This is a genomic window from uncultured Limnohabitans sp., assembly GCF_937889215.1.
Lineage (GTDB): Bacteria > Pseudomonadota > Gammaproteobacteria > Burkholderiales > Burkholderiaceae_C > Limnohabitans_A.
Window position 1 is genome coordinate 1 of sequence record NZ_CALBEX010000308.1, and the last position, 12,788, is coordinate 12,788.

Genomic DNA, 12,788 nt, shown 5'->3' on the forward strand with positions numbered 1-12,788 from the left:
CACAGCTTTGCGGTGGGGTGCTCTTGATGAAAATAGCGGTCGTTGGTGCAGGCGCGATTGGTGGTTATTTGGGTGCCAGGCTCTCTGCTGCGGGTGAAGACATCACCTTCATCGCGCGCAACCGCAATCTGGCGGCGATTCAGGCTAACGGCTTTCGCCTCATCCTGGAAGACGGAAGTGCGCTTCATGCACCTGCGGCCAAAGCCGTGGAGCGCATGTCAGACGCCGGCGTGCAAGACGTGGTGTTGCTCACCGTCAAAGCCCATCAAGTGGTCGACCTGCTGCCAGAGCTTGGCGCACTGTTGGGGCCCAAGACACTGCTGGTGACCATGATCAACGGTATTCCCTGGTGGTACTTTCAAAAACTGGAAGGGGCCTATGCCGGGCGCAGCCTGGAGAGCGTAGACCCCGCCGGAAAATTAGCGCAAGCGATTGCGCCTGAGCACATCATCGGCAGCGTCGTCTATCCGGCAGCTGAGCTGATCGAGCCGGGTGTCGTGCGGGTCATTGAAGGCAACCGCTTCACACTGGGGGAGCTCGATGGCAGTCGCAGTGAACGTATCGAGGCGCTTTCTCAAGCGATGATGCGCGCTGGCTTCAAGGCCCCTGTGTCCAAAGATATCCGCAGCGAAATTTGGCTCAAGCTTTGGGGCAATCTGAGTTTCAACCCCATCTCTGCTCTGACCCATGCGACGCTGGAAGACATCTGCACCTTCGGTCCGTCGCGCGAGTTGGCTGCCAACATGATGTCGCAAGCGCAAAGTGTTGCCGAAAAACTGGGGGTGCAATTCAAGGTGTCGCTCGACAAACGCATTGCAGGCGCGCAGGCGGTTGGCGCGCACAAAACATCCATGCTGCAAGACGTGGAAGCCGGTCGCGCTTTGGAGCTCAATGCGCTGGTGGGCTCGGTCGTTGAATTGGGACGCATCACCGGAACGCCAACGCCAACCATCGACGCCATTTATGCTGCCACGCAACTGCTGGCCCACACGATGGCCCAGCACAAAGGCCGTCTGCAGCTTCTACCCGTATCGGTTTGACAAAGTGCCGATGCCGTCGATCAGCACCTCCACCGTGGCACCAGCCTTCATCGGCAAAACACCGAGCGACGTGCCGCAGTAAATGAGATCTCCTGGCTCCAGCGTCATGTCGTGCGAGAGGTGGGACACGATCTGCGCCGGACTGAAAAACATGTCGCTGAAGGAGTAGTTCTGACGCTCCCGGCCGTCCACCAGCGTGCGCAGTTGGCCACTCGCGGCATCGAAATCGGTGTCAATCACCGGCCCGAAGGCCGCAAAGCCGTCAAAGCTTTTGGCCCGCGTCCATTGGGGGAACGAAGCGTCGCGGTGAAGTAGCTCCAGCGCCGTGACATCGTTGCCGCAGGTATAGCCAAAAATGTGTTGGGGCGCATCCTGCACACTGACGTGGCGCGCAGTGGTGCCAATCACCAGTACCAGTTCGCCCTCAAACACCACACGCCCGGGGTAGCTCGATGGCACTGGAATCGCTTGGTGGTGGCCCGCTGCTGCGCCGGGTGATTTCAAAAAATAAAGGGGTTCTGTGGGTGCCGACCAACCATTCTTTTCTGCGGCAGCCCGGAAGTTGTTCCATAGCCCGATGATTTTTCCTGGCGCGCACGGGGGCAACCATTGCAAGCCGTCAGCCGCCACGGTGTTGCCGGTCGGCTTAAAGGCTTCAAACAGGGTGCCGCCATGCTCATGAACCGTCTGCTGCTCCAGCACACCTGTCATCACCTTGCCATCAAGTAAGTACCTCAACCACCGCATCGCAAGCTCCCTTTGTATTGGCCACATTGCAGTGTAAACAATCCGATGGTCTCCAGCCTCCAAGCTTTGAACGCCAGGCTGCACCCTGTGCACCCTGGGCAAGCTGGGCCAAGTGTGCGATGGCGTGAGTGCTTGAGTGGTTTTGCGCTGAAACAAGAATGGCTAGTCGCGGGTTTTTGTCAGGGCTCGCACAAGACCCGATCTGAAGCATCCGATCTGGTGTCGCTGACATTTTTAAACCTGTCGCCCGAGTGATAAAACGGCCTGTGCCTGCGGGTATGCCCGGATTTAAGGGCGGCTGTGTGTCGCTAACATTGGTTCTTCAAGTCCATCACGGTCTTGGCTCAACAACACTGGGGCATCACGCCACCATCGACGGAGACACACCATGCAAAGACGACACCTGATTGCCGGCGGCCTCGCCGCAGCCGCACTGCCCTCATTGGCCTTGGCCCAAGGGATTGAAAAAACCAAGGTCAGCATTGCCGTGGGTGGCAAGAATCTGTTTTATTACTTGCCGCTGACCGTCGCTGAACAACTGGGCTACTTCAAGCAAGAGGGCTTGGACCTGACCATTGTTGACTTTGCAGGCGGGTCGCGTGCCTTGCAGGCGGTGGTGGGTGGCAGCGCCGACATCGTGTCCGGCGCTTTTGAACACACGGTCAACATGCAATTCAAAGGCCAACCGATGCGCGCCTTTGTGCTGCAGGGCTTGGCGCCCCAGATCGTGCTGGGCATCAACCCCAAGACCATGCCCAACTTCAAATCGGTGGCCGATCTCAAAGGCAAAAAGATTGGTGTCACCGCGCCCGGCAGCTCGACCAATGTGCTGGCCAATTTCGTGTTGGCCAAGGCGGGGCTCAAACCCAGCGATGTCAGCTTTGTGGGGGTCGGTGCCAGCAATGGCGCGGTGGCAGCCATGCGCTCGGGCCAGATCGACGCGATCAGCAACCTCGACCCGGTGATCAGCCTGCTGCAGCGCTCAGGTGACCTGAAAATCGTCACCGACACCCGCATCGTCTCGGAGGCCGAGCAGGTGTTTGGCGGCCCTATGCCGGCAGGTTGCTTGTATTGCCCGCAGCCCTTTTTGGACAAAAACCCCAACACCGCACAGGCGATCACCAACGCCATGGTGCGGGCCAGCAAATGGATTCAACAAGCCGGTCCCGGCGACATCATCCGATTGGTGCCAGAGGCATATTTGCTGGGCGACCGTGCGGTCTACATCGATGGCTTCCTGGCCGCTCAAAAGGCCTTGTCTCCCGATGGCCGTTTCCCGCTCAAAGGGCCCGACACAGCCTTTCGGGCGTTGGCCAGTGTGGACGCCAAACTGGGCGCTGCCCAGCTCGACCTGAATGCGGTCTACACCAACAACTTTGTTCAGAAAGCCAATGCCAAATATCCCAAGGGCTGACATGAACCCTAGCTCTGCGCCAAGTGAGGCCCTTGGCCTGACGCCGTCAACCGATCAAGCCCGCGGCAAAGTGCCAGCGATTGAGCTCCGTGGTGTGGCTTGCACCTTCGTCAACGCCGAAGACAGCAGCCAGCGCTACACCGCGGTTGAACAGGTGTCCTTGACCGTGGCCGATGGCGAGTTCGTCAGCGTGGTTGGACCCACCGGTTGCGGCAAAAGCACCTTGCTCAATGTGGCCGCAGGGCTGTTGCAACCGAGCAAAGGCGAGGTGCGCATTTTTGGACAGCCGCTGGAGGGCATCAACACCCGCGCTGGCTACATGTTCCAAAGCGAAAGCCTGATGCCCTGGCGCACCGCCTTGCAAAACGTGATGGCGGGCCTTGAGTTCCGCGGTACCCCGCCTGTTGAAGCCAAAGAGCAGGCCGAAGACTGGTTGCGCCGTGTTGGGCTGGGTGGGTTTGGGGACCGCTATCCCCATCAAATGAGTGGGGGCATGCGCAAGCGCACCAGCCTGGCGCAAACCCTGGTGATGGACCCGGACATTATTTTGATGGATGAGCCCTTTTCGGCGCTGGACATCCAGACCCGCCAGTTGATGGAAAACGAAGTGCTGGAGTTGTGGCACAGCAAGCGCAAGGCCGTGCTGTTCATTACCCACGACTTGGACGAAGCCATTGCCATGAGCGACCGGGTGGTGGTGCTCAGCGCCGGTCCTGCGGCCCGCCCGATGGGCGAATTTGCCATCGACATCGAGCGCCCACGCGATGTTGCCGAGGTCAAGATGACGCCGCGCTTCATGGCGCTGCACAAGGGCATCTGGGACGTGCTGCGCGCCGAAGTTCTCAAGGGCTATCAGCAGCAATTGCAAAAGGCGGCTTGATCACCGCCTGGTTGCGCACGCCCATCCTCGTTCACCCACGCGCCTGCAGCGCCTTCACCGACACAAGACCCGTTTATGTGGAATTTCATCAAACCCCGAACCGCAACCTTGCGCTTTTGGCAGCTTGGCATTTTGGTGCTGCTGTTTGTGTTTTGGCACGTCATGACCAAGCCGGGCCTGATCCCGCCCTTCATGTTTGACAACGACCGACAAGCGGCTTTCTTCTTTGGAGAACCCTTGCGCATGTTTGAGCGTATTTGGATGTGGTTTGTGGTGGACCGCGACATCTACCAACACCTGGCCATCACCTTGACCGAGACCATTTTGGCCTTTGCCATTGGTGCTAGCAGCGGCCTGGCCTGTGGTCTGTGGCTGGCCTTGTCGCCCATGGCTTCGGCCATTTTGGAGCCCTACATCAAAGCCTTGAACTCGATGCCACGCATCATCTTGGCCCCGATTTTTGCCATCTGGTTTGGCTTGGGCATAGGCTCCAAAGTGGCGCTCGGCGTGACCTTGGTGTTTTTCATCGTGTTTTTCAACGTCTACCAAGGCGTCAAGGAGGTCAGCCCCGTGGTCTTGGCCAACGCCCGCATGTTGGGCGCCAACCAGCGCCAGTTGCTGCGCCATGTCTACTTGCCCAGCGCCACCAGTTGGGTGTTCAGCTCGCTGCACACCTCGGTCTGGCCTTTGTGGGCGCGGTGGTGGGTGAATACCTGGGCTCCAGCCAAGGGGTGGGTTACCTTATCTTGCAAGCCGAGGGCATGTTCGATATCAACACCGTGATGGCGGGCATCTTGGTCCTGACCAGCTTTGCGCTGCTGCTCGACACCCTGGTCGGAAAAATCGAACATCGGCTCATGAAGTGGCAACCCAAAAGCGGCGAAACTGAAAAGCTGTGAGCGTTTGGTTTCCCGTGTGGGCTGAATGTCTCGCTCTTTGGACGAAACTTCCTACCAGTGAAAGCGGTCAGGGCTTTTTTATTGCACGGTTTGTGCCCGCAATTCTCGCTTGATGATCTTGCCGTTCGGGTTGCGAGGCAAAGGATGGGCGCTGATGCGCAATGTTTCGGGCACCTTGTAATCGGCCAGCCGCTTTTCGCAAAAAAATTGCAGATTCTGCAAAGTGAAATCACTCCGCAAGGTGTGAACAACAGCATGCACCCGCTCACCTAAAACAGGACAGGCTACGCCGACGATCGCCGCTTCCACAATGCCGGGAATTTCGAGCAAAACATTCTCAACTTCGACGCTGAAAATCTTGTACCCGCCACGGTTGATCATGTCTTTTTTGCGATCGAAAATTCTCACATAGCCTTGTGCATCTACCGAGCCCAAATCTCCAGAGTGCCACCAACCCGCTGTCATTTCTCGTGCAGTTGCTGCGGCATCATTCCAATAGCCTTTGACCACCATGGGGCCTGATATCCAAAGTTCACCGACCACGCCGGGTGGGAGTTGGTGTCCTTGCTCGTCCATCACCAGCACTTGCGCGCAGGGCAAAACTTGTCCCACAGAGTCCAAGTGGTCGCGCGTCTTTCCCATCGGCATCAAAGTGGTGGGTGATGTCGTTTCGGTGGCACCGTAAGCATTGAGCAAGTGCAGGTGTGGCAATTTGACGGCCATCTCGTCAATGGTGGACGGCGGCATGGGAGCCCCACCAAATCCACCGATGCGCCATGAACTCAAGTTGAATTTGTCAAAGCGGGGCGACATCAATAAAAGCTTGTACATGGCTGGCACCATCAGCGTGTGGGTCATGCCCTCCATCTCGGCCATTTGCAAGAAATCATCGGCTTTGAAACTGGGCAGGATCAACAAAGCGCCACCTACACCAACCATGCTCATCAAGTTGGCAATCAATCCGGTCACATGGGTCACAGGCACCCCGAGCATGGACCGGTCATCACAACTCAAGCCCATGCAGGTCACGTAATGCTGAACCGAGTGCAGCACATTGAAATGCGTCAACATGGCCCCCTTGGGACGCCCCGTGGTACCGGAGGTGTACAAAATGATGGCCGTGTCCTCTTCATGCACGGGTGCAACTTCTGTCAGTGGGTCAAAAGCCAAGCCTTCTTGAAATGAAAAAACGCGGCCCCATGCTGCGCTGGGTTCAGGACAAGGCCCGTTCACAAGAGTCCATTGCCAGTCAAGGGCTTCGTCCTGTGAAGGCAAACGGTCGAGCAGATCCGCATCACAAACCACGGCTTTTGCCCCGCAGTGTTGCAATATCCAGGTCAAGCCTGCACGCTGTTCGCGCGCTCCGACGGCCACCGCGATGGCCCCCAGCCTTTGAATCGCCATGAAGGCCATCACAAAAGCCGTGCTGTTGCCTTGAAATAAAACCACCCTGCCCCCTGCGACCAGACCCGCATGTGCAAAGCACGCTGCCAGGCGTGCGGCTTGAACGTCGACTTCGCGCCATGTCAATCGCTCAGAGCCACAGACCAGGGCCAGTCGATCCGGGTGCTGAGTGACGGTGTTTTGGAGCAACTCGAAAATGCTGTGCGCTCTGTCCTTGAAAGCTTGAACTACTCTGTCGCCAAAATGCGATTCGGCCTGAACAGCGGGCAAGGGCGCACCATGCCAGACCGATGTAGTCTGTAAATTAAGTTCGGACATGGCGGGTCAAAAGCAAGGTGAAGGCCCACTCATGGGATGGCATTGGCACCGCGCTCGATGAGAATTTTTTGGTCCAGCATGGAGGCTGCGTGGTTTAACTCTGACTGCGCAATGACCACAGTCATGTCTTTGCCGCGAAGCCCGAAAATCACGTCCGACAAGCGTTGCGACAGGGCCGGGGCCACGCCTTCAAAGGGCTCGTCCAATAACAACAAGCGCGTGCCCACAGCCAGGGCACGAGCCAATGCGACCAATTTTTGTTGCCCACCCGACGGCAGCAGCGCACGGCGGTCTTTCATGTCGTGCAACTCAGGCAAGACTGCGTACACCTTCTCTAGGCGGTCTTGGGGATGCAGGGTCTTTGAGGCCCAAACGGGAATCAAAATGTTTTCCTCCACCGTCAGTTCTGGCACCAGCCCTCGGTCTTCAGGCATGTAGCCGATGCCCAATGCAGCTCGCGCATGAGGGGCTTGCTGGTTGAGTGGTACACCGGCCCATTCGACATGGCCTGCAGTGGGCTTGAGGTGTCCCATGACGGTGCGCAACAACGTGGTCTTGCCCGCACCATTGCGTCCCACCAAGCCCACCATTTGACCCTGCAATACATTTAGTGAAAAACCGCGAAGCGCTTGGACCGACTGGATGGTGACATCAACAGATTCAATTTTCAACATCTTTAATGGCCTTGTTTGAGCGTGCCTGTGACGTAGCGCTGAACCTCAGGGTGGCTCAGGACGGCTTCGGGTTGGTCATCGGCGATCACTCGCCCACTGTAAAAGGCGATGACCCTGTCGGAGTACTGGGTCACAATTTCCATGTCGTGTTCAACAAATAAAACGGTCACATTTTCACTCGACAAGGCAGCGGAAATGGTGTCCATCATGGGGAATTTCTCGTCCACAGATACCCCGCTGGTGGGCTCGTCTAACAACAACAATTTGGGCTTGCCGGTCAAAGACATCGCAATGTCCAGCAGTTTTCTCACGCCACCAGGCAGTTCGGCAACGCGGCGGTGCAGATGGGCCGTCAGGTCGAATTTTTCGAGCAAGGCTTCGGCCCGTTCAATTCTTTGCGACGCGTGGGCCGGTTGCCAAAACGATTGCTGGCCATCGTTGCAGGCTGCAGCCACCAACATGTTGTCCAAGGTCGTCATGTCCAGCGCCAGTTGGGGAATCTGAAATGAACGTGCAATGCCCATGGCCGTGATTTGACGTGGTCCTAATCCTTCAATCGATTGGCCATCCAATTCGATGCGGCCCGCATCGGGTTTCAGGTAGCCGGTGACCATGTTCACAAACGTGGTTTTGCCGGCACCGTTGCTGCCAATCAGGCTCACGCGTTGTCCTGCTGGGATATCGATGTTCACGTCATCGGCGGCTGTGACAGCGCCGAATGATTTTTTCAACCCCTGCGCTCGGAGCATGGTCTTGGTGGAGGTGTTGTTCATGGCGGAGTTTCCTTCTTGGCGCGCTTGTCCATCCACAAGCTCCCCAAACCTCGGGGCAGGAAGCGGATCACGACCAGCAAGAACAAGCCCATGGCCAGTTGCCAGGTGTTGGGGAAATAGAGGTTAGAGAAAGACCGGACAACTTCGACCACAAAAGAGCCCAAAAACACAGCCAGCATGCTTTGATGACCGGCCAAGATGGCCACAAAAACAAACTCTCCAGAGGTCGTCCAGTAGCTGAAGTTGGGATCAATGTGGCCCAAGGACATGAGCGTCAAAGCCCCACCGGCGCCACCCATGAAGGCCGCAATTAGAAAATTGAAGGCAATCGATTGAGACACCGATGCGCCCAAATACTCGACGCGCAATTCGTTTTCGCGGATTGCCAAAGACACCAAACCTCTGACCGAGTCCGCATAGATGCGTGCCAGTGTGGCGATGATGCCCACCACCACAACGGCCAAGTTGTAAAGCAACCAATTGGATTCGCCTGCTTCAATGGCATGGCCAAACAAAGTGGGTCGACTGACGTTGAATCCGTCTGAGCCACCCAAACTTTCTGTTTTGACCAAAATGCCATAAAGAACCATGGAGATGGCCAAGGTCAGCATGGCGAAAAAGATTCCTCTGTAGCGTGACAGCAAAGGGGCGAACGGCAAGGTGCACAGTGTGGCAGCAAAGCCGCCCACCAGAACCATCAAAATGGCATCGGTGACGCCCAAGTGATTGGCGGCCAGGGCCGTGGCATATCCGCCTGCAGCAAAAACAAAGCCTTGCCCAAACGAAACAACGTCGCTTCGCATTTGAATGACAATGCCCAGAGAAACCAATCCGTGCGATAGGGCCATGGTCGACAAAAAGAGCAGCCATTTGGGCATTGCCAGCCCGGCCAGTAAAAATACAACAACCAACAATGCACCCATGCGCAAGGTTTTCAACGGGCTTGTGTGCATCAGATTTTCCTCGCTTGTACGCGTTGGAACAAACCCTCAGGTCTGAACACCAACACAATGGCCATGGCAATGTAAATACTGAAAAGTTCAGCTGCCGGCCAGGTGTGAACGGCCAAGGCTCTGGCCAGGCCAACAATGATGGCGCCGATGGCGGCGCCCTGAATGCTGCCCAATCCCCCAATGATGACCACAGCAAACGACACGATGATGACCCCAGATGCAAGCCCAGGTTGGACTGAAATCATGGGCGCGGTCATGGCACCTGCCAAGGAGGCTAAAAACACGCCGAATACGAAAGCCCATGTGCAGACCCGTGCGACATTGATGCCCATGCTGGCCGCAATTTCATTGCTGTGAATCACGGCGAGCACGATTTTTCCGGTGCGGGTTCGGTTCAGGCCCCACCAAACACCCAAGCCGCAAACGATGGCAAAGCCAATCAGCGTGAAGTCGTAGCCGACATAGGACAAAGGGCCCATTTCCAGCAGTCCAAAGAGCATGTAAGGCTCTGTCACGTAGTAAGGCACTGCACCCCAGATGAGCTTGGTCGCGTCTTCCAAGATCAGAAAGAGGGAGTAAGTGACCAGCACCAATAAGACTTCATCTCGCCCATAAAAAGAGCGCAGCAAAAACCGCTCGATCAGCGGTGCAGTCACCAAGGCCACAGCTGCAGCGGCCAACACCATGGCCAAAAGAGACCAAACAGGTGAGAGCCCAAGAGCCACCGACCAAGCCACAAAAGAAGCGGTGACGTAAGCCCCCACCGCGTAGAAGCTGCCATGGGCAATGTTCAAAATTTTGAGGACCCCGAACACCAGTGTCAGGCCTAAAGCAACGATGAACAGCCATGAGGCGTAAATGATGCCGTCGAAAAGTATGGTCAATGCAAGCATCGGTCAAATTCCACCAAAGAAGGGACGCTGTAAAAGATCGGCTTGCATTTTCTGCAAGCCGATGCGCGCAGACCCGTGGCATCACAGCACCCGGCATGCGTGTGGATAACGCTAACCGGGGGTGGCCATGCCTGCGTGTCTGATTTCAAATCAGCATTTGGCGCCTTTAAAGCCGCTCTTGATCCATTCCTCTGAGCTTATATTGGCTGGCGGATTCACGCACTCGGCTGGAAACCGGATGATGTCCACAATGTCAACGCGCTTTTTGGCCGGGTTGTATTTGGTTTTACCGATGGCCGTGTCTTGAATGGCTTGGTGGCCCTTGCCGTTGGTCATGCGAATCATGCCGGCTGGAGATTCCCAGCTGGAATTTTTCATCGCTGCAGCCAGTTGCTCATGGTTTGGTTTTTTCCCGCCATTGGCTGCCGTGGCTTTTTCAACGGCCAGCTTCAAACCCAACAAGGCTTGAACCATCCGGTAAGGGGCTTGCACGGGGATGGTGTTGTATTTGTCCTCATACAACTTGAACCACCAGCGGTTGAGTGGGGTATCGGGCGACATCAAGCCGTAGGCACCACGGGCTCCCAAAATCACATCGTCAGGCATTTTTTGTCCCAAACCCGGCAAAACGTGGTCACCCGCAGACAGGATGACTTGCGAGCGGCGCATCACACCCCGAGGGGCGGATTGCAAAATGAAGGACTGCAAGTCGCCACCCCACAGGCTGGAATGGGTGATGGTGGCGGGTTTGGACAGAAGTGATGAGATCTCAGTGCCATATTGCCCTGCGCCGAACTTGGGACGCAAGTCTTGCTGGGTTTTGGCTTCGGGGAACAGTTGGGCGGCCGTCAACTGGAAGTCTTTCAAAGAATCATGCCCCCAAGCGTAATCTTGGTTGATGTAGTTGATGGTGTCGACTTTGAAGTTTTTGGCTTTGAGATAGCGTCCTAAAGACACGTTGTCCATGGTCGCATGTGCGGCTGTACGGAACACGTAGTTGTAATCTTTCTCTTCAAATATTCGGGGTGTTCCGCAATCGTAAAGAATCAAAAATTTCTTCATTTCCTCCGCAACAGGAGCCGCAGCCAGGCAGTCACCTGAGCCGACATAACCGACAACAGCATCGACTTTTTCGCGGTCGTACAGGTTGCGCAATTCCTGCACTTGTTTGGTCGCACCACCGGCTTCGTCCACGTAAACGGCTTCGAACTTCATGCCGCCAAACCCTTTTTTGTCATAAGGCGCGGGGGCTTGTCCGTTGTTGAAGGCATCGACCAAAATTTTGGCGCCATTGACTGCAGGAATGCCAAAACTGTCTGCAGCTTGGCCAGACAAAAAGCTAATGATGCCGACGCGGAAAGTCTCTTCTGCTTGCGCGGGCGCAGATGCGGCACACAACAGGCCCATCGTGGCGGCCACGCTCGATAACTTCATGATGACGGTCTTATGGTTCATTGCTTTGTCTCCTGGTCATTGAAATAAATTGAAAATTCAACCGAAAATTGAATGGGTGTCAGAGCGATTGACGCATTGCCAATATGTGCCTCGCTCATCGACCCATCTGCGATTCATCTTAATTTCGGAGTTGGGAACCCTCATGTCCCTGCAGCGACAGATTGACAGTTCATAAGAACTGAAAGCTGCGGGCCGGGGCCTGGATATTTTTCTGGATTGCCGTTCTGCTGTCTGGGTGGCACTATTGGGGTTTGTCCTTTTCCATAAGCGAGACTTCCTGATGAAATACACCACCCTAGGCACCAGCCTTTTGAAAATTTCCCGTCTTTGCCTAGGCACCATGATGTTTGGTGACCAGACCCCCTTGGAGGATGCGCGAAGCATCGTGGCCGATGCGCAGGACAAGGGCTGCAACTTCATCGACACGGCCGACGTTTACACACTGGGCCAGTCCGAAGAGATGGTGGGTCAAATCCTCAAGGGGCATCGCCATCGGTGGGTGCTGGCCAGCAAGGTTGGCAACCCCATGTCGGACCAGCCCAACCATCAAGGTTACTCGCGCAGCTGGATGCTGCGGGCTTGTGAAGACAGTTTGCGGCGTTTGGATACCGACCATCTGGACATTTATTACCTGCACCGCGATTACAACGGCATGAACTTGGAAGAGCCCTTACGTGCCATCGAAGCTTTGCTGCGCGACGGCAAGATCCGCTACTGGGGCGTGTCCAATTTCCGGGGCTGGCGCATTGCCGAAATGGTGAACATGGCACGCCAGATGAACATGCCCGGGCCGGTCGTGTGCCAGCCTTATTACAACCTGCTCAACCGCTTGCCCGAGGTAGAAGTGCTGGAAGCGTGTGGACATTACGGTTTGGGCGTGGTGCCCTACAGCCCGATTGCACGCGGGGTGCTCACGGGCAAATATGCACCCGGCCAAACGCCCGCCGAAGGCAGCCGTGCCGCGCGTGGTGACAAACGCATCATGGAAACCGAGTTTCGGGCCGAGTCGCTGCAGATTGCGCAAACCCTGCGCCAGCATTGCGAGGCCAAAGGCGTATCGTTGGCGCACTTTGCCACCGCGTGGGTCTTGGCCAACCGCCATGTGAGCGCTGTCATTGCTGGCCCCCGCACGCTGGCGCAGTGGCAAGACTACGCAGGCGCTTTGGATGTGGAGATCACCGCCGAAGACGAAGCCATCGTCAACAGCTTGGTGGCCATGGGTCATCCCTCTACGCCCGGATACAACGATTCGTCTTATCCCTTGAATGGGCGCTGAAACGCAGCTTGTTTGTCAGGTGTTGCGAGCGGCACCTTGGTGAAAATGAAGTAGGGCCTGCT

At 56.4% G+C, this 12,788-nt stretch carries 11 protein-coding genes and 1 pseudogene; 5 read left to right on the forward strand and 7 right to left on the reverse strand.

Annotated elements, in window-relative coordinates:
- Positions 1 to 26 precede the first annotated feature (26 nt).
- Positions 27 to 1,040 (forward strand): 2-dehydropantoate 2-reductase, encoded by a 1,014-nt coding sequence (locus Q0341_RS07870; protein ID WP_299511862.1) that lies wholly within the window; start codon positions 27 to 29, stop codon positions 1,038 to 1,040.
- Here the strand turns inward: Q0341_RS07870 and Q0341_RS07875 are convergent.
- Complete coding sequence (locus Q0341_RS07875) at positions 1,023 to 1,814, reverse strand: fumarylacetoacetate hydrolase family protein (protein WP_366522758.1); 792 nt, start codon at positions 1,812 to 1,814, stop codon at positions 1,023 to 1,025. The two genes, Q0341_RS07870 and Q0341_RS07875, sit on opposite strands and share 18 nt — an antisense overlap.
- Before the next feature lie 361 nt (positions 1,815 to 2,175).
- Here Q0341_RS07875 and Q0341_RS07880 point away from each other — a divergent pair, with 361 nt between their 5' ends.
- The 3 genes and pseudogenes from Q0341_RS07880 (at position 2,176) to Q0341_RS07890 (ending at position 4,980) form a co-directional block, all read left to right on the forward strand.
- Positions 2,176 to 3,201 (forward strand): ABC transporter substrate-binding protein, encoded by a 1,026-nt coding sequence (locus Q0341_RS07880; RefSeq protein WP_299511844.1) that lies wholly within the window; start codon positions 2,176 to 2,178, stop codon positions 3,199 to 3,201.
- Between the two features lies 1 nt (position 3,202).
- Complete coding sequence (locus tag Q0341_RS07885; protein ID WP_299511846.1) at positions 3,203 to 4,081, forward strand: ABC transporter ATP-binding protein; 879 nt, start codon at positions 3,203 to 3,205, stop codon at positions 4,079 to 4,081.
- 75 nt (positions 4,082 to 4,156) lie between these two features.
- Positions 4,157 to 4,980, forward strand: a pseudogene (locus Q0341_RS07890) (ABC transporter permease).
- A 78-nt stretch (positions 4,981 to 5,058) separates the two neighbouring features.
- On the opposite strand, the gene Q0341_RS07895 reads toward Q0341_RS07890, so the two are convergent.
- The 6 genes from Q0341_RS07895 to Q0341_RS07920 form a co-directional block, all read right to left on the reverse strand.
- Positions 5,059 to 6,702, reverse strand: coding sequence for a class I adenylate-forming enzyme family protein (locus Q0341_RS07895; RefSeq protein WP_299511848.1), 1,644 nt, complete (start codon positions 6,700 to 6,702; stop codon positions 5,059 to 5,061).
- 29 nt (positions 6,703 to 6,731) lie between these two features.
- On the reverse strand, positions 6,732 to 7,376 hold the full coding sequence (locus tag Q0341_RS07900) for an ATP-binding cassette domain-containing protein (RefSeq protein WP_299511850.1): 645 nt from the start codon (positions 7,374 to 7,376) through the stop codon (positions 6,732 to 6,734).
- 2 nt (positions 7,377 to 7,378) lie between these two features.
- Complete coding sequence (locus Q0341_RS07905) at positions 7,379 to 8,149, reverse strand: ABC transporter ATP-binding protein (protein WP_299511852.1); 771 nt, start codon at positions 8,147 to 8,149, stop codon at positions 7,379 to 7,381.
- On the reverse strand, positions 8,146 to 9,102 hold the full coding sequence (locus Q0341_RS07910) for a branched-chain amino acid ABC transporter permease (RefSeq protein ID WP_299511854.1): 957 nt from the start codon (positions 9,100 to 9,102) through the stop codon (positions 8,146 to 8,148). Before Q0341_RS07910 ends, Q0341_RS07905 begins: the two co-directional genes overlap by 4 nt.
- Positions 9,102 to 9,986: a branched-chain amino acid ABC transporter permease gene (locus tag Q0341_RS07915; protein ID WP_299511856.1), complete on the reverse strand. Its 885-nt coding sequence runs from the start codon at positions 9,984 to 9,986 to the stop codon at positions 9,102 to 9,104. The genes Q0341_RS07910 and Q0341_RS07915 overlap by 1 nt, the downstream gene beginning before the upstream one ends.
- Positions 9,987 to 10,145: 159 nt before the next feature.
- Positions 10,146 to 11,450 carry an ABC transporter substrate-binding protein gene (locus tag Q0341_RS07920; protein WP_299511858.1) on the reverse strand — a complete coding sequence of 435 codons (1,305 nt, stop codon included), beginning with the start codon at positions 11,448 to 11,450 and terminating at the stop codon, positions 10,146 to 10,148.
- 280 nt (positions 11,451 to 11,730) lie between these two features.
- Between Q0341_RS07920 and Q0341_RS07925 the strand changes: the two genes are divergently transcribed.
- The gene (locus Q0341_RS07925) at positions 11,731 to 12,726 is read left to right on the forward strand and encodes an aldo/keto reductase (RefSeq protein ID WP_299511860.1); all 996 of its coding nucleotides are present in this window, start codon (positions 11,731 to 11,733) and stop codon (positions 12,724 to 12,726) included.
- The last annotated feature ends 62 nt before the right edge of the window (positions 12,727 to 12,788 follow it).

Excerpts from the sequence above, each read along its gene's own strand:
- Q0341_RS07895 (WP_299511848.1), bottom strand. The coding sequence starts at position 6,702 with ATGTCCGAACTTAATTTACAGACTACATCGGTCTGGCATGGTGCGCCC.
- Q0341_RS07885 (WP_299511846.1), top strand. The coding sequence starts at position 3,203 with ATGAACCCTAGCTCTGCGCCAAGTGAGGCCCTTGGCCTGACGCCGTCA.
- Q0341_RS07910 (WP_299511854.1), bottom strand. The coding sequence starts at position 9,102 with ATGCACACAAGCCCGTTGAAAACCTTGCGCATGGGTGCATTGTTGGTT.
- Q0341_RS07920 (WP_299511858.1), bottom strand. The coding sequence starts at position 11,450 with ATGAACCATAAGACCGTCATCATGAAGTTATCGAGCGTGGCCGCCACG.
- Q0341_RS07925 (WP_299511860.1), top strand. The coding sequence starts at position 11,731 with ATGAAATACACCACCCTAGGCACCAGCCTTTTGAAAATTTCCCGTCTT.
- Q0341_RS07900 (WP_299511850.1), bottom strand. The coding sequence starts at position 7,376 with ATGTTGAAAATTGAATCTGTTGATGTCACCATCCAGTCGGTCCAAGCG.
- Q0341_RS07905 (WP_299511852.1), bottom strand. The coding sequence starts at position 8,149 with ATGAACAACACCTCCACCAAGACCATGCTCCGAGCGCAGGGGTTGAAA.
- Q0341_RS07870 (WP_299511862.1), top strand. The coding sequence starts at position 27 with ATGAAAATAGCGGTCGTTGGTGCAGGCGCGATTGGTGGTTATTTGGGT.
- Q0341_RS07880 (WP_299511844.1), top strand. The coding sequence starts at position 2,176 with ATGCAAAGACGACACCTGATTGCCGGCGGCCTCGCCGCAGCCGCACTG.
- Q0341_RS07875 (WP_366522758.1), bottom strand. The coding sequence starts at position 1,814 with ATGTGGCCAATACAAAGGGAGCTTGCGATGCGGTGGTTGAGGTACTTA.